Annotated in this window: 21 protein-coding genes; 8 read left to right on the forward strand and 13 right to left on the reverse strand. The window is 68.0% G+C overall.

Features of this window, described 5'->3' with window-relative positions:
* Window positions 1–126: 126 nt before the first annotated feature.
* From ACO2SS_RS20475 to ACO2SS_RS20505, 7 genes are all read right to left on the reverse strand, one after another.
* Window positions 127–1,410, reverse strand: a complete 1,284-nt coding sequence (locus ACO2SS_RS20475) for a M16 family metallopeptidase (RefSeq protein ID WP_423279632.1) — start codon at window positions 1,408–1,410, stop codon at window positions 127–129.
* Window positions 1,407–2,822 (reverse strand): threonine synthase, encoded by a 1,416-nt coding sequence (gene thrC, locus ACO2SS_RS20480; RefSeq protein WP_423279633.1) that lies wholly within the window; start codon window positions 2,820–2,822, stop codon window positions 1,407–1,409. Before thrC ends, ACO2SS_RS20475 begins: the two co-directional genes overlap by 4 nt.
* A gap of 130 nt (window positions 2,823–2,952) precedes the next feature.
* Entirely contained in the window at window positions 2,953–3,882 is a 930-nt protein-coding gene (locus ACO2SS_RS20485; protein ID WP_423279634.1) for a 3-keto-5-aminohexanoate cleavage protein, read from the reverse strand.
* A gap of 27 nt (window positions 3,883–3,909) precedes the next feature.
* Window positions 3,910–4,839: a 3-hydroxyacyl-CoA dehydrogenase gene (locus tag ACO2SS_RS20490; RefSeq protein WP_423279635.1), complete on the reverse strand. Its 930-nt coding sequence runs from the start codon at window positions 4,837–4,839 to the stop codon at window positions 3,910–3,912.
* Window positions 4,840–4,855: 16 nt separating this feature from the next.
* Complete coding sequence (locus ACO2SS_RS20495) at window positions 4,856–7,372, reverse strand: ATP-binding cassette domain-containing protein (RefSeq protein WP_423279636.1); 2,517 nt, start codon at window positions 7,370–7,372, stop codon at window positions 4,856–4,858.
* A 4-nt stretch (window positions 7,373–7,376) separates the two neighbouring features.
* Window positions 7,377–8,252, reverse strand: coding sequence for a branched-chain amino acid ABC transporter permease (locus ACO2SS_RS20500; RefSeq protein ID WP_423279637.1), 876 nt, complete (start codon window positions 8,250–8,252; stop codon window positions 7,377–7,379).
* A 176-nt stretch (window positions 8,253–8,428) separates the two neighbouring features.
* Window positions 8,429–9,679 (reverse strand): ABC transporter substrate-binding protein, encoded by a 1,251-nt coding sequence (locus tag ACO2SS_RS20505; RefSeq protein ID WP_423279638.1) that lies wholly within the window; start codon window positions 9,677–9,679, stop codon window positions 8,429–8,431.
* Window positions 9,680–9,773: 94 nt separating this feature from the next.
* On the opposite strand from ACO2SS_RS20505, the gene ACO2SS_RS20510 reads away from it, so the two are divergent.
* The 4 genes from ACO2SS_RS20510 to ACO2SS_RS20525 all read left to right on the forward strand — a co-directional run bounded on the left by ACO2SS_RS20510 (window position 9,774) and on the right by ACO2SS_RS20525 (window position 12,499).
* Window positions 9,774–10,466, forward strand: a complete 693-nt coding sequence (locus ACO2SS_RS20510; protein ID WP_423279639.1) for a GntR family transcriptional regulator — start codon at window positions 9,774–9,776, stop codon at window positions 10,464–10,466.
* Window positions 10,467–10,479: 13 nt separating this feature from the next.
* Window positions 10,480–11,256 (forward strand): SDR family oxidoreductase, encoded by a 777-nt coding sequence (locus tag ACO2SS_RS20515; protein WP_423279640.1) that lies wholly within the window; start codon window positions 10,480–10,482, stop codon window positions 11,254–11,256.
* 57 nt (window positions 11,257–11,313) lie between these two features.
* Entirely contained in the window at window positions 11,314–11,604 is a 291-nt protein-coding gene (locus ACO2SS_RS20520; RefSeq protein ID WP_423279641.1) for a hypothetical protein, read from the forward strand.
* A 169-nt stretch (window positions 11,605–11,773) separates the two neighbouring features.
* Window positions 11,774–12,499: a superoxide dismutase gene (locus ACO2SS_RS20525; RefSeq protein WP_423279642.1), complete on the forward strand. Its 726-nt coding sequence runs from the start codon at window positions 11,774–11,776 to the stop codon at window positions 12,497–12,499.
* Window positions 12,500–12,550: 51 nt separating this feature from the next.
* On the opposite strand, the gene ACO2SS_RS20530 is transcribed toward ACO2SS_RS20525, so the two are convergent.
* The 3 genes from ACO2SS_RS20530 to ACO2SS_RS20540 form a co-directional block, all read right to left on the reverse strand.
* Complete coding sequence (locus ACO2SS_RS20530; RefSeq protein ID WP_423279643.1) at window positions 12,551–13,471, reverse strand: L,D-transpeptidase; 921 nt, start codon at window positions 13,469–13,471, stop codon at window positions 12,551–12,553.
* 83 nt (window positions 13,472–13,554) lie between these two features.
* Window positions 13,555–13,884, reverse strand: coding sequence for a hypothetical protein (locus tag ACO2SS_RS20535; protein ID WP_423279645.1), 330 nt, complete (start codon window positions 13,882–13,884; stop codon window positions 13,555–13,557).
* Window positions 13,885–13,994: 110 nt separating this feature from the next.
* Entirely contained in the window at window positions 13,995–15,047 is a 1,053-nt protein-coding gene (locus ACO2SS_RS20540) for an AbrB family transcriptional regulator (RefSeq protein WP_423279647.1), read from the reverse strand.
* A gap of 92 nt (window positions 15,048–15,139) precedes the next feature.
* On the opposite strand from ACO2SS_RS20540, the gene ACO2SS_RS20545 reads away from it, so the two are divergent.
* Entirely contained in the window at window positions 15,140–16,660 is a 1,521-nt protein-coding gene (locus ACO2SS_RS20545) for a phosphomannomutase/phosphoglucomutase (protein ID WP_423279649.1), read from the forward strand.
* 49 nt (window positions 16,661–16,709) lie between these two features.
* On the opposite strand, the gene ACO2SS_RS20550 is transcribed toward ACO2SS_RS20545, so the two are convergent.
* The 3 genes from ACO2SS_RS20550 to ACO2SS_RS20560 form a co-directional block, all read right to left on the reverse strand.
* On the reverse strand, window positions 16,710–17,318 hold the full coding sequence (locus ACO2SS_RS20550; protein WP_423279651.1) for a TadE/TadG family type IV pilus assembly protein: 609 nt from the start codon (window positions 17,316–17,318) through the stop codon (window positions 16,710–16,712).
* Window positions 17,315–17,896, reverse strand: a complete 582-nt coding sequence (locus ACO2SS_RS20555; protein WP_423279652.1) for a TadE/TadG family type IV pilus assembly protein — start codon at window positions 17,894–17,896, stop codon at window positions 17,315–17,317. The genes ACO2SS_RS20550 and ACO2SS_RS20555 overlap by 4 nt, the downstream gene beginning before the upstream one ends.
* A 106-nt stretch (window positions 17,897–18,002) precedes the next feature.
* A complete protein-coding gene (locus tag ACO2SS_RS20560; RefSeq protein WP_423279653.1) occupies window positions 18,003–18,566 on the reverse strand; it encodes a pilus assembly protein N-terminal domain-containing protein in 564 nt (187 codons plus the stop codon).
* 350 nt (window positions 18,567–18,916) lie between these two features.
* Here ACO2SS_RS20560 and ACO2SS_RS20565 point away from each other — a divergent pair, with 350 nt between their 5' ends.
* From ACO2SS_RS20565 to cpaB, 3 genes are all read left to right on the forward strand, one after another.
* Window positions 18,917–19,087 carry a Flp family type IVb pilin gene (locus ACO2SS_RS20565; protein ID WP_423279655.1) on the forward strand — a complete coding sequence of 57 codons (171 nt, stop codon included), beginning with the start codon at window positions 18,917–18,919 and terminating at the stop codon, window positions 19,085–19,087.
* 72 nt (window positions 19,088–19,159) lie between these two features.
* Window positions 19,160–19,675, forward strand: a complete 516-nt coding sequence (locus ACO2SS_RS20570) for an A24 family peptidase (RefSeq protein ID WP_423279657.1) — start codon at window positions 19,160–19,162, stop codon at window positions 19,673–19,675.
* A gap of 205 nt (window positions 19,676–19,880) precedes the next feature.
* Entirely contained in the window at window positions 19,881–20,678 is a 798-nt protein-coding gene (gene cpaB / locus ACO2SS_RS20575; protein WP_423279658.1) for a Flp pilus assembly protein CpaB, read from the forward strand.
* Window positions 20,679–20,681 lie beyond the last annotated feature (3 nt).

Consider the following 20,681-nt stretch of genomic DNA (forward strand, 5'->3'; position numbering starts at 1 on the left):
GGCAAGGCAAAGGTCGGCGGGAGCCGGGCGGATTGCCTTGTGGAGAACGGCGCTCTGCGGGGGCTTTGCGGCCGAAAAGAGGTTCGGCCGGAAACTGCGCCAACTTGTCTTCTGCGTGACGTGGCGTCACGCGGCAAATCCCGCCTGGAGGCGGGCGATCGGCTGCAGCGTCTTCACCGGCCCGATCGCCGCGATCGTGGCAGGCCCCGCGAGCGTGCGCGCACCCGCTTCCCTGACCTCCTCGACCGTGACGGCGTCGACATGCGCGATGGTCTCCGCCGCCGGGATGATCCGCCCCCAGGCGAGGAGCTGGCGGGCTGCGCGGTCGATGCGCCCGCCCGGGGTCTCGAGGGCGGCGAGCAGCGCGACCTTCAGCTGTGCACGGGCGCGCGCGAGCTCGACCGGCTCGATGCCCCTGGCGGCTTCCCGCGAGGTCTGCGTCACGACATCGACGAGGGCCGCGAGATCGCGGGCGGAGGTCCCGGCTCCGATCCCGAAGAGCCCGCAATCCGTGAAGGGCCAGTGGAAGGCGTCGACCGAATAGGCCAGCCCGCGGGTCTCGCGCACCTCGTGCCAGAGCCGCGAGGTCAGCCCGCCTCCGAGCGCCTGGGCGAAGATGTGCGTCGCGAAGTAGGACGGGTCGCGGAACGAGACGCCGGGCAGCCCGATCATCAGGTTGGCCTGTTCGAGCCGGCGCGGCATCCGGCGCTCGCCGCCCGTATAGGCGGCGGGGGCCGGCTCGGGCGCCTGCCCCTCGGGGAGCGAGCCCAGCGCGCGGCCGACTGCGTCCACCACGCGGTCGTGATCGACCTGGCCGGCGGCGGCGAAGACCATGCGGGCCGGCGTGTATTCCCGCGCCATGAAGGCGCGGATCACGTCCCCGTCGAAGCTCGTGATCGTCTCCGGCTTGCCCAGGATCGGACGCCCGATCGCCTGGCCGGAGAAGGCGACCTCCATGAAGGCATCGCCCACCGCCTCGTCGGGGGAATCCTCGACGGCGGCGTATTCCTGCAGGATGACGTTCTTCTCCCGCTTGAGCTCAGCGGGGTCGAAGACCGAGTTCGTCAGGATGTCCCCGAGCACGTCGATGGCGAGCTCGATATCCTGACCCAGGACCCGCGCCGTGTAGCTCGTGAATTCCGTCGAGGTCGCGGCGTTGATCTCGCCGCCCACATTTTCGATATCCTCGGCGATCTGGCGGGCGCTGCGGCGAGCGGTGCCCTTGAAGGCCATGTGCTCGATCAGGTGCGAGAGGCCGTGCTCGGCCTCGCGCTCGTTGCGGGACCCGGCCGAGACCCAGACGCCCAGCGTTGCGGTTTCGACCCCGGGGATCGTCTCGCTCGCGACCGTCAGTCCGTTTCGCAGCCGTGTGATGCGGATCGCCGCCTCGGACCTTTCCAGCGGGCTCACGCGGCCCGACCCGCAACGGCCCGCGCTTCGGCGCGGATGAAGTCCTCGATGGCGCCGATCTCGTTCGGCAGGCGCGTCACGCGTTCGGGCCTGTCCATGAGGTCCGCCAAGTGCGGCGGGAGGGCGGGACGGATCCCGGCCGCCCGTTCGACCGCGTCGGGGAACTTCGCCGGATGCGCCGTCGAGAGCGCGACGACCGGCGTGGCGGGGTCGGCGGACAGGTGGCGCCGCGCGGCGCGGGTTCCGATCGCCGTATGCGGGTCCAGCAGATAGCCCACCTCGCGCCAGGTGCGGCCGATCTCGTCGGCGACCTCGTTCTCCGGAACGGAAGCAGCCTCGAAGTCGCGGCGGATCCTGGCGAGCGGCTCCGGTGCGATCGCGAAGGAGCCCGATTGCGCCAGGCTGCCCATGAGGCCGCGGATCGCGGCAGGGTCGCGGCCATAGGCCTCGAAGAGCAGCCGCTCGAAATTGGACGAGACCTGGATGTCCATGGAGGGCGAGGTGGTCGGGACGACCCCGCGGACCTCGTAGGTGCCGGTCGCGATCGTGCGCGCCAGGATGTCGTTGGCGTTGGTGGCCACGACCAGGCGGTCGATCGGCAGGCCCATCTGCTTGGCGACATAGCCGGCCAGGACGTCGCCGAAATTGCCGGTCGGGACCGCGAAGGAGACCGGGCGGTGCGGCGAGCCGAGCGCGACGGCCGCCGTGAAATAGTACACGGCCTGCGCGGCGACCCGGGCCCAGTTGATGGAATTGATGCCCGAGAGCTGCATCTCGTCGCGGAAGCGCGGATTGGAGAACATCGCCTTCACGGCGGCCTGGGCGTCGTCGAAGGTGCCGTCGATCGCGATCGCGTGGACATTGGCGTCCGGCACCGAGGTCATCTGCCGGCGCTGGACCTCCGAGACCCGGCCATGCGGGTAGAGGATGAACACGTCGACCCGGGAGGAGCCCGCGAAGGCCGCGACCGCGGCGCTGCCCGTGTCGCCCGACGTCGCGCCCACGATGGTCGCCCGTTGCCCGCGTGCGGCGAGGACATAGTCCATCAGCCGCCCGAGCAGCTGCATGGCGACGTCCTTGAAGGCGAGCGTCGGGCCGTGGAAGAGTTCCTGGACGAACAGGTTGTCGCCGATCTGCACGAGCGGGCAGATCGCCGGGTGCCGGAAGGTCGCGTAGGCCTCGTCGACCATGCGGCCGAGCTCGGAGGCCGGGATCTCGTCGCCGATCAGGGCGCCCAGGACCGCCTTCGCGACCTCGGCATAGGGCCGGCCGGCGAAGGAGGCGATCGTGTCCGCCGAGAGCTTCGGCCAGGCCTCCGGAACGTAGAGGCCGCCATCACGCGCCAGGCCGGCGAGCAGGGCATCCGTGAAGGTAAGCGGCGACGCCTCGCCGCGGGTCGAGATGTGAAGCAAGATCTGAGCTCGTGAGGAGGCCGGGAGAATAGAGGCTCGGGCCCGTCTTTCCAAGCTCCTGCGCTTGGACCTCCCCACGAACGCCCGCTCTCGGGGGCGGCGCCAGGTGAGGCGCCGCCCGAGGCCGGGGCTAGAAGTTCACCCGGTCGCCGCCCTTCAGCTCCAGGATCTGCCGGGCGTCGTCGGGCGATGCCACCTCAAGGCCGAGGCCCTCGATGATCTGCCGGGCGAGCCTCACCTGCTGGGCGTTGGATTCGGCGAGCTTGCCGGGGCCGATCCAGAGCGAATCCTCGAGGCCGACGCGGACGTTTCCGCCCATGGAGGCCGCCATGGCGGCGATCGGGAGCTGGTTGCGGCCGGCGCCGAGCACGGACCAGCGGTACTGGTCGCCGAAGAGCCGGTCGGCCGTGCGCTTCATGTGCATCACGTCCTCGGGATGGGGCCCGATGCCGCCGAGCAGCCCGAACACGCTCTGCACGAAGAGCGGCCCCTTGATCACGCCGCGGTCGACGAAATGCGCCAGCGTGTAGAGGTGGCCGATATCGTAGCACTCGATCTCGAAGCGGGTGCCGTTCTCCGAGCAGGTCGTCAGGATGTACTCGATATCCGCGAAGGTGTTGCGGAAGATCCGGTCCCGCGAGCCTTCGAGATACGGCTTCTCCCAGTCGTGCTTGAACTCCTTGAAGCGGTTCAGCATCGGGTAGAGGCCGAAATTCATCGAGCCCATGTTGAGGGAGGCGACCTCCGGCTTGAAATGCGCCGCCGGCTTCACGCGCTCCTCGACCAGCATGGTCGGCGCGCCGCCCGTCGTGATGTTGATGATGGCGTCCGAGCGCTGCTTGATCACCTGCAGGAAGGGCGCGAAGGCCTCCGGGGCCTGGTCCGGCTTGCCGGTCTGCGGATCGCGGGCGTGCAGATGGACGATCGCTGCGCCCGCCTCGGCAGCTCCGATCGCCGCGTCCGCGATCTCCTCGGGCGTGATCGGCAGGTGGGGCGACATCGAGGGCGTGTGGATCGCCCCCGTGACGGCGCATGTGATGATGACTTTGCGGCTGGCCATGGCGTTTCCTCTGGATCGTGATTCAGGTCAGGCGGGCTGGTTTCGCTTATGCGCCTTGAGCGCCGCAAGGCGGCGATCGCGCCACGCGCTCTTTTCGGCAAGCGCTTCCCGGTCCGGCGTGTCGCCCCAGGCGAGCAGGATGCGGGAGACGTTCTCGGCATCCCATACGGTCGAAGAGGGCGGATCCGCGCTGACGCGGCGGTAGAAGCCGGTGTAGCGGGCGCAGTAATCCGGGATGCCGCCCGGGGCGTTGAGCTCGATGGTTTCGAACGGGCCGAGGAAGGACCAGCGCAGCCCGAGCCCGTCCTTGATCGTCTTGTCGAGGTCCTGCGGGCTGACGACGCCTTCGCCGACGAGCCTGAACGCCTCAGCCAGCAGCGCGCCCTGCAGCCGGTTCAGGACAAAACCCTCCGCCTCCTTGTGAACGATGATCGGGACCTGTTCGACGGATTCGTAGATGGCCTTGGCGCGCTCGATCGCGGCCGGGTCGGTCCAGGGCGCGCCGCAGAGCTCCACGATGGGGACGAGATGCGGCGGGTTCACGGGATGCGCCACGAGGCAGCGCGCCCGGCCGGGCAGGTTCTCCGTGAAGGCGGATGCCACGATGGCCGAGGTCGAGGAGGCGAGGATCGTGTCGGGGCGCGTGAGGCGGTCGAGCTCGGCGAAGAGCAGGCGCTTCATCGGCAGCGTCTCGGGGCCGTTCTCCTGGACGAGATCGACGTCGCGCACCGCGTCGCCGAGCGTGGGCGCCACGGTCACGCGCGCGGCTGCTGCCGCGGCATCCGATACGAGCCCGTGCTCCGCCAGATCCTCCAGGCCCTGCCGGATGAGCGCCGGCGCGCTCTGGAGCGTTTCGGTGTGGGTGTCGGTCAGCCGGACGTCCCAGCCCGCGCGGGCGAAGACGACGGCCCAGGCGCGGCCGATCAGGCCCGATCCGACGATGGCGACGCTCGGCATGATCCCTTGATCCTTCTCAGAGCCACAGCACCTTGCGCCGAAGCGCGAGATCGTCGCGAAGCGCCTTCGACGGCCCAACATGGATCACGCGGCCGCGCTCCAGCGCAACCGTCCTGTCCGACAAGGCGAGGGCGAGGTCCAGATGGTGGTCGACGATCACGATCGAAATCTCGCGCCGGAGCCGGTCGAAGCTCTCGAAGAGCTGCTCGACCACGGCCGGAGCGAGGCCCTCGAAGGGCTCGTCGAGCAGGAGCACGCGCACGTCGCCTGACAGCGCCCGGGCGACGGCGACCATCTGCTGCTCGCCGCCGGAGAGGAAGTCGGCCGGCGTATCGAGGCGCTCGCGGATGCGCGGGAAGTAGTCGAAGATCCGCTCGAGGTCCCAGTGGACGCCGTGCCCGGTGATCCGGCGCAGGCGCCCGAGTTCGAGGTTCTGCTTCACGGTCATGCCGGCGAACAGCCCGCGCCCCTGCGGGACGTAGCCGATGCCGAGCCGGCCGATCCGGGCGGAGGAGAGGCCCGCGAGGTCCTGGCCGGCGAGGCGGATCGAGCCCGAGGCCGGCGGCGCGATGCCCATCAGGGTCTTCAGCAGGGTCGACTTCCCGGCGCCGTTCCGGCCGAGCAGCGCCATGATCTCGTGCCGGTGCAGGTCGAAGGAGACGTCCGACAGGATGTGGCTTTTGCCGTAGAAGGTGTTCACGCCGGAGACGGCGAGCAGCGTCTCGGGTTCGGCCGCGCTCTCGCGTGGGCGGGCCGCCACGGCGGAAGCGCCCGAGCCGATATAGACCTCCTGCACCTTGGGGCTGGAGCGGGCATCCTCAACCGTTCCGTCCACGAGGACGCGGCCCTCGTTCATCACCGTCACGGCATCGGCGATCTGGAAGACGCGGTCGATATCGTGCTCGACCAGCAGCACCGGCAGGTCGGCCGAGATGCGCTTGATGATGTCGCCGATGCGCTGGCGCTCGGCGGCAGAGAGACCGGCGAGCGGCTCGTCGAGGAGGAGAACGCGCGGCTTCGTGGCGAGCGCCAGGCCCATGTCGAGCAGGCGCTGCCCGCCATAGGAGAGGGTGCCGGCCTCCGCCGTCTCCATGCCGGCGACGCCGAGATAGCGCGCGAGCGCGGCGGTCTCGGCTGCGACATCGGTCAGGCCATGCGCCGAGGTCCAGGGATCGAAGCGGCGCGGATGCCGGCCCTGGACGGCGAGGCGCAGGTTCTCGCCGACGCTCAGGCCCGGGAACAGGTTGGTGATCTGGAAGGAGCGGCCGATCCCGGCCTCGGTGATGCGCTCGGGCGAGAGACCCGCGATCGACCGGCCGGCCAGCATCACGTCGCCCGAATCCGGCTTGTAGAGGCCCGAGATCAGGTTGAAGGCCGTCGTCTTTCCGGCGCCGTTCGGGCCGATCAGGGCGTGCAGGCTGCGGTCGCGCACCCGGATGGTCACGTCCTGCACGGCCTTGAGGCCGCCGAAGCTCTTCGAGATCCCGGCCGCCTCGAGGATGGAGCCGGCCACGTGCTTCTCAGGCAGCAGGAAGGGCGGCAGCGGCTCGTCGGAGAGCGTGCGTCCCGCCATCGCGGCCTCGCCCGCGGGCTTCTTGCGGAAGGGGGCGAGCAGGCGTCCGGCGACGCCGACGAGGCCCGTCGGCGAGAAGACGATGAAGGCGACGAAGAGCAGCCCGAACCAGAACAGCCAATGCGGCGTCCAGATGGACAGGAACTCGCGGAAGAGGATGTAGAACAGGGCCCCGAGCGCCGGCCCGAGGAAGCTCCGCATCCCGCCGATCACCACCATGGCGATCAGCTCGCCCGAGAATGCGACCGAGATCGCATCGGCCGAGGCGAAGCGGTGGTTGAAGACCGACAGCACGCCCGCCGTGCCCACGACGGTCGCGGAGACCACGAAGCCCATCAGCTTGTAGCGGTTGGTCGGGTAGCCGATGAAGCGGGCGCGCTGCTCGTTCTCGCGGATCGCGACCAGCACGCTGCCGACGGGCGATGCGTGGAAGCGCCAGAGCTTGAAGCAGACCACGAAGCCGATCAGGGCGACGACCCAGTAATAGGTCCAGTCCGAACCGAGATCGAGCCCGAGCAGTTGCGGGCGCTTGATGCCGCCGAGGCCGCTTTCCCCCCCGGTCAGGGCCGTCCAGCGATAGGCGATCGCGAACAGCATGGCGGTCAGCGCCAGGGTCAGCAGCGAGAAATAGACGCCGCGGCGGCGCAGGATCAGGGCGCCGAGGAGCGTCGCGGCAATCGCGGTGAGGACGAGGGCGAAGATGGTCGGCAGGACGATGCCGTCCGGAAACCAGTGCAACTGGCTGAGCGCCGCCGCATAGGCGCCGAGCCCGAACCACGCGCCGTGCCCGAAGGAGACGAGGCCCGTATGGCCGACCAGGACGTTCAGTCCCAGGCAGGCGATCGCCATGACGACGACGTCGATCGACGAGCGCAGCGGCAGGCCGACGAGGTCGAGCGCGAAGGGCAGGACGAGGAGCGAGAGCGCCGCGACGACGAGCGGCCGGATGTCGGAGTGCATCGGCCTACTCGAACCTTTGGATGCGCTCGCCGAGGAGGCCGCGCGGGCGCAGCAGCAGGACGAGAGCCATCAGGAGATACATCGAGGCCTCGCCGGCCGGCGGGAAGAAATAGATCGTGAGGCCGCGCACGACGCCGACCAGCGCCGCCGCCGCGATCACGCCCCAGAAGGAGCCGAGGCCGCCGATGACGACCACCACGAAGGCGGCGGTCAGGATCTCGGCCCCCATGGCCGGATGCACGCCGGAGATCGGCGCGAGCAGCACGCCCGCAAGGCCGGCGAGCCCGATCCCGAGCGCGACGACGGCCGTCATGTAGGGGCCGAGCGAGATGCCGAGCGCGCCGACCATCTCCGGGTTCTGCACGCCGGCCCGGACCACCCGGCCGAACGAGGTGCGGTAGACGACCGCCCAGGTGGCCGCGACGGCGGCCAATGCCACGCCGAAGATCATCAGCCGGTAGCGGGGATAGATGAAATCGCCGAGGAGCACCTGGCCTCGCAGCTCCCGGGGGATCGAGAAGGGCAGGGGCGCGGCCCCGAAGGTCATGCGCAGGCTCTGCTCGATCACCATGGCGAGCCCGAAGGTGAGGAGCAGCGAGAGGATCGGGTCCGACCGGTAGAAGCGCCGGAACAGGAGGCGTTCGACGATCACGCCGATCGCCGCGACCAGCAGCGGCGAGGCCACGAAAGCGCCCGCAAAGCCGATATGCGGCGCGAGCGTCACGGCCAGGTAGGCGCCGATCGCATAGAAGGCGCCGTGCGCCAGGTTCACGATGCCGCCGAGCGAGAAGATCAGCGACAATCCGAGCGCGATGAGCAGGTAATAGGCCCCGACGAGGAGGCCGTTCAGAACCTGTTCGAGAAGAAAGACGATCTGCAAGGCGCGTCCTTCACCTCGCCCCGCGGAGCGGGGAGAGGTCGAGTCCGCGGCGACGCGGACCGGGTGAGGGGCAGGGCTGGTTCGGCATCATGTCGAGGCGTTCCGCCCCTCATCCGGTTGCGCTGACGCGCAACTCGACTTCTCCCCGCCACGTGGCGGGGAGAAGAGACATCACGTCACGCCGGCATCTTGCACGTGCCGTCCTTCGGCGGGGCGAGCATTTCCAGGTCCCCGCCGGGCTCCGGCACCGTGCCGAGCGGCTCGTAGATGTCCCACTTGTCCTTCATCTTCGCGGCGGGCTTGGCTCGGACCGCGTACATCTCCTGGATCATCTGGTTGTCGTAGGGGCGGAAGTAGCCTTCGCGGCCCTTCAGGATGTCGAACTTGGCGCCCTTGCGCAGGTGCTCGGCGAGCTTCTGCGACTCGGTCGATTTCGTCTCGTTGAAGGACTGCGCGACGAGCTTCAGCGAGTTGTAGTCGCCCCAGGCCTGGTTTTCTGGCGGCTTGCCGTATTTCTTCGTGAATGCATCGACGAACTTCTTCGACGACGGGTTGTCGACGAGGTGGTGCCAGATCAGCGGCCAGATGCCCGAGAAGTTGTCCTGGCCGGCGCCCCAGGCGACCGCGGTATCGAAGCCGAAGCCCGTGATGGGCATCTGCAAGCCGTATTCCGCGTATTGCTTGATGAAATTGGTGATCTGGTTGCCGGCGAGGTTCGAGGCGACGACGTCCGGTCGGGCCTGGCGGATCTTGAGAAGGTACGGGCTGAAATCGGTCGCGTCCGTCGGGACCAGTTCCTCGCCGATGAAGTTGCCGCCGTTCTCCGAGACGAATTTCTTCGCCACCTTGAAGAGATCGTGCCCGAAGGCGTAATCCGCCGTCAGCGAATACCACTTCTTGCCCGAGATCATCTTCTCGGACTTGAGATACTGCCCGACGGCCGTGACCATCATCGAGTTCGCGGCCTCGATGTGGAACATGAACGGATTGCAGTTCTGGCCGCGGAGGGCGTCGGAATTCGCCCCGGTATTGATGAAGACCGTCTTCGTCCGCTGCGCGACCTGGCCGATGCCGAGCGCGGTCGCGGACGAGATCTCGCCGATGATCATGGCGACCTTGTCGCGCTCGATCAGGCGCTCGGCCTTCGCGGAGCCGGTCTGCGGGTTCACCGAGTCCTCGAGCACGAGCTCGACCTTGCGGCCGAGGATGCCGCCTCCGGCATTCACCTCCTCCGCGGCGAGCTTCACGCCCATCTGGGCGTATTCGCCGAGCGGCCCGAGAAAGCCGGTGATCGGGACGAGATGGCCGATGCGGATCACGTCCGACTGGCCATAGGAGATTGCCGGCATGCCGATCCCGGCGAGCGCGCCGGCGCCGGCTGCGCCCTTCAGCAGCGTGCGGCGACTCGGCCTGTCGTATCTCGTCATCGTGTCCCTCCCGACCGTCACGGCTTGTTGCCGTGATCTGTGATCACAGCTAGGCTGGCGTAATTCGACGATCCTGTCGAGTCCGGACGTCACCTTGGTCGCAGCCCTCGCACAGGTCGGACGGATCGAGCGGATCACGCTCGGCGAGCGCGTCTACGAGGAGCTTCGCGACCTCATCATCGGCGGCGATCTCGCGCCGGGGGACAAGCTGTCCCTGCGCTCGGTCGCCGACACGCTCGGCGTTTCCATCATGCCCGTGCGGGAGGCGGTCTCGCGCCTCGTCGCCGACGAGGCCCTGGAGGTACTTCCCAACCGGGCCGTCACGGTCCCCGTGATGACGGGGAGCAAGTTCCGCGAGCTCACCCGCATCCGGCTCGTGATCGAGTGCTTCGCGGCCGAGCAGGCCGCTCTCAACTGCTCGCCGGCGGAGCTGCGCGTCATCGGGGCCTTCGATGCCGCGTTCCGGCGCGAGGCCCGCAGCGACGAGCCCGACCCCAAGCGCGCCGTGCGGGCCAACAAGGACCTGCACTTCGCCATCTACCGGGCGAGCCGGATGCCGTCGCTGGTCGGCATCATCGAGGGCCTGTGGCTGAAGATCGGCCCGGTGCTGAATCTCGACCTTCGGGTTTCGCCCGACCGCCTCGCCCATGGCGGGGCGGAGGCCCATCACGCGCGGGCGGTCGCGGCGATCGAGGCGCGCGACGGCCGGGCCGCCCAGGCCGCGATCTCAGCCGACATCGAGGGAGCGGCCGCCTTCATCGAGGCGACCGGACGCCTCGCCCCCTAGGGAGAACGACCAGATGGATCTCGACATTGCGGGACTGCGCGTCCTCGTCACGGCCGGAGCGGGTGGCATAGGGCTCGAGATCGCCCGCGCCTTCGTCCGGGAGGGCGCAAAGGTGCATGTCTGCGACGTGGACCGCAGCGCGCTGGACGCCATGCCGGCGAGCGATCCGGGCGTGACCTGCTCCTATGGCGACGTCGCGGACCGCTCGGACGTCGCGGCTGTCTTCGACGATGCGCTCGCGGCGCTCGGCGGCCTCGACGTGCTGGTGAACAATGCCGGCATCGCCGGCCCGACCGGACGCGTCGAGGAGATCAATCCGGAGGATTGGGACCGCTGCCTCGACATCTGCATCACGGGGCAGTTCAACTGCACGCGGCTCGCGATCCCGCATCTCAAGGCGAGCCGCAATGCCTCCATCATCAACCTGTCCTCGGCGGCCGGGCGTTTCGGCTTCCCGCTCCGCACCCCCTATGCGGCCGCGAAATGGGCCGTGATCGGGTTCACGAAATCGCTCTCGCGCGAGCTCGGCGAGTTCGGGATCCGGGTGAACGCCGTCCTGCCCGGCATCGTGTCCGGGGACCGGCAGCGCCGCGTGCTGGAGGCCAAGGCGCAGCAGCAGGGCATCTCCTATGCCGAGATGGAGGTGCGGGCCTTCGCAAACGCCTCCATCAAGGAATACGTCACGCCCCAGCAGTTGGCCGACCAGATCGTGTTCCTCTGCTCGCCGCGCGGGCGCACCATCTCCGGCCAGGCGATCTCGGTGGATTCAGACCTGCAGATGCTGGCCTGAGCGGGTCGGGATCGCTCGGCGCGCAGGCACGTTGAATGGGCGTGCAGGAGTGCGCGCATGTTCAGGTTCGCCACGGCGATCGCCCTGTCCCTGGTGGCGACGGCGGCTTCCGCCCAGCGCCTCTCGACGACGACCATGACCTGCGGGCAGGCGCGCGACTTCATCGCCGCGCGCGGGGCCGCCGTCCTCGGCACCGGAGGCTACACCTACGATCGCTTCGTTCGTGACCGCAGCTTCTGCGAGCCGACGGAGGTGACGCAGCAGGCCTTCGTGCCGACCCGGGACACGCCCGCCTGCCCGATCGGGTACCGCTGCATCGAGCCGAGCCTGGACGACTGGTTCGATTGAGCCTCGTCACGAAATGGTGTCGCGCGGAAAGCGCGGCCGTACCTTGGCGCAGGACGGGCGGCGTCCCACTTCCCCATTGTGCTCGCCCTGCGGCGTCACGGAAATGGTCGAGGACCGATCACCAATGGCCAGGGGCGGTTCACATCCCTCGCCAGCAAGGAGGAACCGGATGACAGCTCTACACCGCCGCTCGCTTCTCGCGGGGTTTGTCGCCCTGACGGCCACGCCCCTGGTTCGGCCGGCGTTCGCGCAATCGACGGCGCCGAGCGGCCCGTTCAGGCTCGACCCGCTGCCCTATGCCGCCAACAAGAACGAGCCGCATATCGATGCGCAGACGATGGAGATCCATCACGACCGGCATCACGCGGCCTATGTGAACAATCTCAACAACGCCGTGAAGGATCATGCCGAGCTGTCCAAGAAGCCGCTCGAGGAGATCCTGGCGAACCTCAATTCCGTTCCGGACAACATCCGCACGGCGGTCCGCAACAATGGCGGCGGCCACGCGAACCATACGATGTTCTGGGAAGTGATGGGCGGCGCGGGCGGCGAGCCTACGGGCGAACTGAAGGCCGCCATCGACCGCGACCTCGGCGGCTATGCCAAGCTGGTGGACGACTTCAATGCCGCCGGTGGCCGGGTCTTCGGGTCGGGCTGGGTATTCGTGACCGTCGACAAGTCGGGCAAGCTCGGCCTGGTGAGCAAGCCGAACCAGGACACGCCCCTCATGGACGGCCAGCGCGTGCTCCTCGGCAACGACGTGTGGGAGCACGCCTACTACCTGAAATACCAGAACCGCCGGCCGGATTACCTGAAGGCGTGGTGGAACGTCGTGAACTGGCCGAAGGTCGCCGAGCGCTACGCGGCCGCCAAGGCCGGCACGCTCACGATCTGAGTGACGCTTTTCTCCTCTCCCCGCCATGGGTGGGGAGAGGAGGGGCGTCCTTCACGCCAGGACCCGCACCTCGGCCCCGACGCTCGTGCGGTTGTATAGGTCGATCGCGTCCTGGTTGATCATCCGGATGCAGCCGGACGAGACCGACGTGCCGATCGTCCAGGGCTCCGTGGTGCCGTGGATGCGGTAGAGCGTGTCCTTGTTGCCCTGCCACAGGTAGAGGGCGCGCGCACCGAGCGGGTTGCCGGGGCCGCCATGCATGCCGACGCCGCTCTGCAGCTGGCCGAGGGACCGGGCGAGCTTCGGGTCGCGCGCGATCATCTCCTTGGGCGGATACCAGTCCGGCCAGGCCTGTTTCGAATTGATCGTCGCGATGCCGGACCAGGAGAAGCCCTGCCGGCCGACGCCGACCCCGTAGCGCACCGCCTGCCCGTTCCCCTGGACGAAGTAGAGATGCCGCGCGCGGGGATCCACGACGATCGTGCCGGCCGGCTCGCGGCCGCGATATTCCACCCCCCGCCGCAGGAATTCCGGCCGCACCCGGGCATAGTTGAAGGCCGGGACCGGGTAGGGCTCGGAATCGTTCCGGGCATAGATCCGCCGGTAGTCGAAGCCGCCGCCGGCGATCGGCATGTCGGGCGGGAGGCTCTCGGTCGCCGGCGCCCGGCGCCGCGACCCGTAGGGATATTGCCCATAAGGGTCCACGGGCTCGCTCTGCCCCGGTCCGAACGGGTCCCGGATGTAGTAATCCTGCTGGACCTGGGTGTCGTAGAACCTGTCGCGCGGCGGCGAGCGATAGCGGCCGCGACCCTGCCAGAGGTCGTCCTCGCCACCATTGAAGTAGGGGTCGTCGTAGCGCTGCCGGGACTGCGCCAGGGCCGACGTGCTGCTTCCGGCGAGGGCCGCCCATGCGGCCCCGATTGCGAGAAGCTTGCGCCGTGACAGATCAGGAATGGGCTGCTCGTTGTCCATGCCACGCCTTTACCGCTCCCCGCGCCGCCCCGCCACGAAGTCCTTGCGAGATGGTGAGCGCGCGGTGGCGTCAGGCGGATTCTCTAGGCCGGCAGGTCGGCCCGCACGGCGTTGCGGGGCTGCCCCGGCTTGGTGCGCCCCACCTCGGCAGCAAGGCACGTGAAGGAGCAGTCCTCGCCCCGGGCGCCGCGAGCATTGGCGACCCGGAGCAGCCGGAGCGGGAAGCAGATCGCGTCGAGGTTCGCGGCCGACAGCTCGGCCGGGCGTGCCGGGTCTTTCGCCAGGCAGTGCTCGGCCTTGGTGAGGGCCTCGTCTATCTCGACCTCCGAGAGGAGGTTCTTCGCCCGGAGCGCATCCATGAGCGCGGCGATGGCAGCGTAAACGCCTTCGAGCTGAAGATTGGCTGTGTTCATCGGCTCCGGTCCTCCTGCGTGAAGCTGAACCGCGCGCCGGCCCTCCACGTTCCACGCCGGCGCCCGATCCGGCCGCCTTGGCCTCCCGTCGCGATCGGAGCACGCGCGAGCTAGCGCGGTGGCGTCGTCCGGATGATCAGCCGGGCGAGGGGTGCGCCCGTGAGTACGACGAGGAGCACCCGGATCGCCTGGAGGGCCATGACGAATCCCACGTCGACATTGGAGCCGATCGCGATGATGGCGATGGAGTCGATCCCACCGGGCGTCGTGGCGAGAAAGGCCGTGAGGGGATCGGTGTGGCGCACCTGGATCAGCAGCCAGGCCGAAACTCCCCCAAGCCCGACCAGCACCAGCGATCCGGCGATGATTTCCGGGAGCGCGCGCCAAGCCGTGGCAAGGGTCGCACGGGTGAAACGGAGCCCGACGAACCAGCCGACGACCGCATAGGCGAGAGCGAGGAGCGGCCCGGGTATCGTCATGTCGGCGATCCCGGTCGCATGGAGGACGGACCCGAGGAGCATCGGCCCGAGCAGCGCGCCGGCTGGAAGGCGCAAGGCGCGCCCGATCACGGCGCCGACGACCGCGATGGCGAGGGTTGCGGCCACCTGCCCGATCTCGCCGAGCATGTCCGCCGGGTGGGCCGCCTGCGGGAGAGAGGGAGCCGCGCCTTCCGGGAGGACGAACCGCGCCACGACCGACGCGACCACGACCACGCAGACGACGCGCACGTACTGCATCAGGGCGACAAGGCGCGGATCGGCACCGGTCGCATCGGCCATTCCGACCATGGCCGAGGCGCCGCCGGGGGAGGAGCCCCAGGCCGTAACCGATCCGGGCAGCGTGCCGAACCGTCCCAGCAGCCATCCGACGAGGGCACCGGACAGGATCGTGCTCGCCACGACGAGGAGCATGGCGGGCCAGTCCCGCGCGACCGAGGCGATGATCGCTCCCGTGATGGAATGCGCGATCAGGCATCCGACGATGCTCTGCGCCGCCGTGAAGGCCGGGCGCGGCATCCGGATGGAGGCCCCGGCAGCCCCGAAGGCGATCCCGGCCACCATGGGGCCGAGAAGCAGGGCTGCGGGCAGGCGGACCGCCTCGAAAGTGGCCCACAGGGTAATTGAAAGGAGGATCAGGCCTACCCATTCCAGACAGGCGCGCAAGCTCGGCCGTGGAACTGCCGGGATGCGCGGCGTTTTCCTTTTGCAGGCCGATCGGCTATGGCCGCCTTCCTGTCCGGAGCTCCTGTCGCCAGATGTATCCGAAGCCCCGTCCGTCACTCTCGCCCAACACCTACGAGTTCGAGTCCTTCCCGCTGGTGAAGCCGACGGGATTTCGCGAATACGACGCGCGGTGGTGGTTTGGCCACCCCGGCTCGGACAAGGCTCCCGAGCTCAACCTGATGGGCGTCCAGGCCCTCGGCATGGGTCTCGGAACGCTGATCGGCCGCATGGGCGTCAAGCGCGAGATCGTGACGGGGCATGATTTCCGGAGCTACTCCTCCTCGATCAAGTATGCGCTGATCACCGGCCTCATGGCGGCGGGCTGCAAGGTCCACGACATCGGCCTCGCCATGTCGCCAATGGCCTATTTCGCCCAGTTCGCGCTCGATGCGCCGGCCGTGGCGATGGTCACGGCCTCGCACAACGACAACGGCTGGACGGGCGTGAAGATGGGCGCGCAGCGCCCCGTCACCTTCGGGCCCGACGAGATGACGCAGCTGAAGGAAATCGTGCTCGCTGCCGATTTCGACCTCGTCGGCGGTGGCTCCTACGAATTCGTCGAGAACTTCCCCGACCGCTATGTCGAGGACCTGACCTCGCGCCCCAAGCTCAAGCGCAAGCTCAAGGTGATCGCGGCCTGCGGCAACGGGACGGCCGGTGCCTTCGCGCCGCGCATCCTGGAGGCGCTCGGCTGCGAGGTGGTGCCCCTGAACACCGATCTCGACTTCACCTTCCCCAACTACAATCCGAACCCCGAGGACATGGAGATGCTCCATGCCATGGCGGCGGCCGTCAAGGAGCATGGCGCCGACGTCGCGCTCGGGTTCGATGGCGACGGCGACCGCTGCGGCGTCGTCGACGAGAACGGGGACGAGATCTTCGCCGACAAGATCGGCGCGATGCTCGCGCGCGACCTGACCCGCGTGCACGGTCCCTCGCAATTCGTCGTGGACGTGAAGTCGACGGGGCTGTTCCTGACCGACCCGGTCTTGAAGGAGCTCGGCGCGAAGACCGATTACTGGAAGACCGGGCATTCCTACATCAAGCGGCGCGTGAAGGAGTTGAACGCGCTCGCGGGTTTCGAGAAATCCGGCCACTTCTTCTTCAACGCGCCGGTCGGGCGAGGGTACGACGACGGGCTGGTGACGGCGATCGCCGTCCTCGACATGCTCGACCACAACCCGGACAAGACCATGTCCCAGCTCTATGCCGAGCTGCCGAAGACCTGGGGTTCTCCGACCATGTCGCCGCATTGCGACGACGAGAAGAAGTACGGCGTCGTCGAGAAGGTCGTGAAGCGCTTCGAAGACATGAAGGCCGAGGGTGAGACCTTCGCCGGGCAGCCGATCCGCGACCTCATCACCGTCAACGGCGTGCGCGTGGTGGCGGAGGACGGCACCTGGGGCCTCGTCCGGGCCTCATCGAACAAGCCGGAACTCGTCGTGGTGGTGGAGAGCCCCGTTTCCGAGGCGCGGCTGCGGGAGATGTTTGCCGCAGTCGACAAGGTGCTGCGGGAGAATCCCGAGGTCGGCGCCTACAACCAGACGATCTGATCTGCCGCAGATCGGCGGCCCCGCCCGGCAAGCGCCCGGCGGGGCGGCGTCAGGTCGAGCTCGGGCAGCCGGATGGCAGCTCGACCCGGGTGTTGTTGCGCACCGGCCAGGGTGTCGATTCCGAAAGGTTGATCGTCCCCGAGATCGCCTTCCCGAACATGGGCGTGTAGGGCAGCGACACGTCGACCAGGATGTAATAGCTGCCGTCTGTCTGGAATCCGCTCGGCACCGGGTAGTTCACGTTCTTCGGCTTGGTGGCCGCGCCCGAGCCGCGGGCGCAGCTCCAATCCACCGTCCCGTTGAAGTTCGAGCCGACCTTCGTGACCTTCATGGAAGTCACGGTCATCTTCATCTGCGCCGCATCGAACGGCTGCATGATCACGCTGGCCGCCTTGAAGAACTCGTCGAGCTTGGCCGGGGTCAGGCTCTTCGGGCGGGACGTGAGGTCCGCGAGGCTTCGGGACAGGAGCGTGAGCTTGCGGTCGATATTCACCCCGAGCGTGACTTCGCTCATCCCGAGCAGCATCGCCACCATCACGGGGAGCACCAGGGCGAACTCGACGGCCGCGACACCCGCAACGGATCTGCGCAGCGCTTCCGCCTTGCCGCGGAGCGCGTCCCATGCCCTTCCGGGCGAGCGCTTCGAGACATCGATCATTGGTAGGGCTCGGTCATGAAGGCGGACGAAGCCATGATGAGCCGGTTCCCGCTGCGCAGCCCCGTCGAGTAGCCGAAGATGTTCACGTAGACGGGATATTCCATCGCGGCCCGGACGACGCACACCTCGTTGGGGCCGGGCGGATTGTAGCCGAAGGCCGAGGTATCGAAGGCGCCGTTCTTGATCGGCACGGCGAGGCTCGCGGTGGCGAAGCTCGAGGCCTTCTGGATGTCGACGCGCACCAGCTGGTTGCAGTTGAACACGGCGGTGACGTTCGCGCAGACGAGTTCCTTGAACTTGGCCAGGGCTTGCGCCTGCGTCATGCTGGTGGCGCCTTGCTGGAATCCGCCCGTGTAGATCTGCCTGGCGGCATTGGCGACGGCCGTCTCGAGCACCTGCGTCGACCAGAAGGTGAGCGCGACTTCGAGGATTCCGAACAGAAGGCCGAAGAAGAAGGGGGCGATCAGCCCGAATTCGACCGCGAGCGCGCCCGTATCCGCCCGCCGGAAGCGGCGAAGCAGGCCGGATCGTCGGGTTTTCGCGTCAGCCGGGCTGCGCCGAAACAGGCTCAGCGACATGGAATGGCTGCTCCAGGATGCCGGCCGAATAGCCGGTGCACGCCAGAGCTAGCCTATAATGATTGCAGGTTCGTTGAGCCGATCCCGCAGTGCCGGCGCGGGAGCGCTAGCGGGTGCCGACGAAGGCGGAGTTCTGTTCGACCTGGCCCTTCGTCTCCGCGAAAAACCCGCCGGCATCGCCGAGGGCCACGGAGGGTTGGCAGACCGGGGTGCAGGAATAGGTCTGGCGGTCCAGCCCGCGCTGGACCGTGACGGTCGAATCCGTCGGCGCGGTCACGCTGACCATGGATTCGCCGATGATGCTGCCGCTGGAATCGAGCGCGATGAAGTTCGTCACGCCGAAGCTCTTGCCGGTCAGCACGACGACGCCGTTCTTCTGGATCGCGATGTCCGCGACGCCCGGGTTCCCGATGACCACCGTCTGGGCCTTCTCGGGCAGCTTGATGACCTTCGCGCGATTCACCGCGACGGAGAGTTCGTCCCGCGCGATCGGAACGGCGGGCCTGATCGGTTCGACGGGCCGGACGCTTGCGACATTGCGGTCATCGACAGCGGATACGGCCGCGAGCGGGATCGTCTTGACGCCCTCCCGAGCGAAGGAAGGCCCCGCCAGAGACAGAGCTGCCATCGCGCAAGGCAGCGATACCAGCATCCACGTTCTCGTGCCCATCGCGGCTACCACGCACTCCTGATGGCGGCGACAATGGTGCGCAATGGTGAACATAATGTTGAGGAAGTGGAACGGTCCTGGGCCGGTGCCGCCGAATTCGCGCGCGTATGCTGATGGTTCGAAGAGACGACCTCTTGTTCTCCGAATTATGTATCGTCGTCCTAGAACTCAGGCCTTCGCTGCAAGTAGCCGGCAGAATCTTGGTGCAGTATTAGCCATTTTGTAGCCGCGGGCCCGAGCCGCGCGATCGTTTTAACTATGTCGAAACGCGCTCGAATTAGGGTCTTGCCGTTCCGAGTGCCCCTTGAAAGGCCGGCGGACGGAAGGGCGACGAGGACAGGAGCGATCGCATGTCAAACATCTTCAATCGTTTTATCCGGGATGAGTCCGGGGCTACCGCAATCGAGTACGGCCTTATCGCCGCGCTGATCGCCGTCGTGATCATCGGCGCGCTGAACCTGATCGGCACGAACCTCAACACCGCCTTCAACACGATCGGGACGAGCCTCGGAACCCGCTAAGGGACAAGAGCGTCGACCTTCCTGGGCTCCGGCCGTGCCGGAGCCCGAACATTTTTCGCTATCGAAGCTGCGATGACGAGCCTCGCCGAGATCGCCGTTCTGGGAGTCTTTCCCGTTCTGATGGCCTATGCGGCCGCGAGCGATCTCCTCACCATGACGATCCCGAACAGGCTGACGCTCGCCCTGGTGGCGGGCTTCGCCGTGCTGGCCGTGATCAGCGGGCTCGCAGCCCAGACGATTCTCCTCCACGTGCTCGCGGGAGGCGTCGTGTTGGCCGTGACCTTCGCCTTGTTCGCCTTCGGCTGGATCGGCGGAGGGGATGCGAAGCTCGCGGCCGCGACGGCGCTCTGGTTCGGCTTCACGCCTCTCGTCGACTACCTGTTCATTGCGGCGGTCGGCGGCGGCTTGCTGACGCTGGCGATCCTGGCGCTTCGCTTCTTCCCGCTTCCGCGCTTCGCGCTTGGCTGGACCTGGCTGTCCCGCATGCACGACCGTAACGCCGGCGTGCCCTATGGCATCGCGTTGGCGGCCGCAGCCCTCCTGGTCTATCCGCAATCCGAGATCTGGACCGCCATACTCGCGAACTGATCCGTGCAGAAGAGTGCGGCAGACAGCATCAGCTTTCGCTTTTTTCGGCCGCTCGACTTCGGCTTTTCGGTCGCTCCTTCATGGCCGGAAGTTATCCTGAGTGGAGTGTTAATCCGGCGACTTTCCGGCAGATCTGATTAACCATGTTTTGACGATTCCCGACGCAGGATCGGCTCGACCGATTGTTGCGTCCGGAAGCTCGTCCATGAAGCCCGCCCGCCTCCTCGTACTTGTCACGGCACTTGGCGCGGCCGGCGTCGCGGCGATGATCATGATGCGCTCGAACGCGCCGGGGCCCGTGGTCGTCGAGACGACGACCGTTCCTTCGAGAGCGATCGACGTTCTTGTGGCTGCGAACGATCTGCCTGTCGGGCAGGTCCTGAAGCCGGCGGACCTGCGGTGGCAGCCCTGGCCGGCCGACCTGGCCCCGGCCGCCGCGCTGACGCGGGAAAACGCGCCGAACGCCGCCACTGAGTTCGAGGGAGCGCTCGTCCGCACCAGCTTCCTCGGCGGCGAGCCGATCCGGCGCGAGAAGCTCGTGAAGGCCGACGGATCGGGCTTCATGTCGGCCATCCTGCCCTCCGGGATGCGGGCGCTGGCGATCTCGATCGACACGCGGGGCGCCACCTCCGCCGGCGGCTTCGTCCTTCCGAACGATCGCGTCGATGTCCTTCGCATCTACCGCGACGAGGAGGCTTCGAAGGCCGGCGGCAGCGACGTCCAGGTGGCCGAGACCATCCTGTCGAATATCCGCGTCCTGGCCATCGGTCAGAACGTCCAGGAGCGCCAGGGAGAGCAGGTCGTGACGGGCGAGACGGCAACGCTCGAGCTGTCGCCGAGCCAGGCCGAAACGCTGGCGCTGGCACAGCGCACCGGGCAGCTCTCCCTCGCCCTCCGCAGCCTCGCCGATGCGAAACAGGTCGCCAGCCGCGACGACCGTGCCGAGCAGAACTTGACCGTGATCCGCGCTGGCGTGGCGCGCTCCGCCCCGAAGCCGCACTGATCA

Origin of the sequence: Enterovirga sp. CN4-39 (genome assembly GCF_049446235.1) — a bacterium.
Lineage (GTDB): Bacteria > Pseudomonadota > Alphaproteobacteria > Rhizobiales > Beijerinckiaceae > Enterovirga.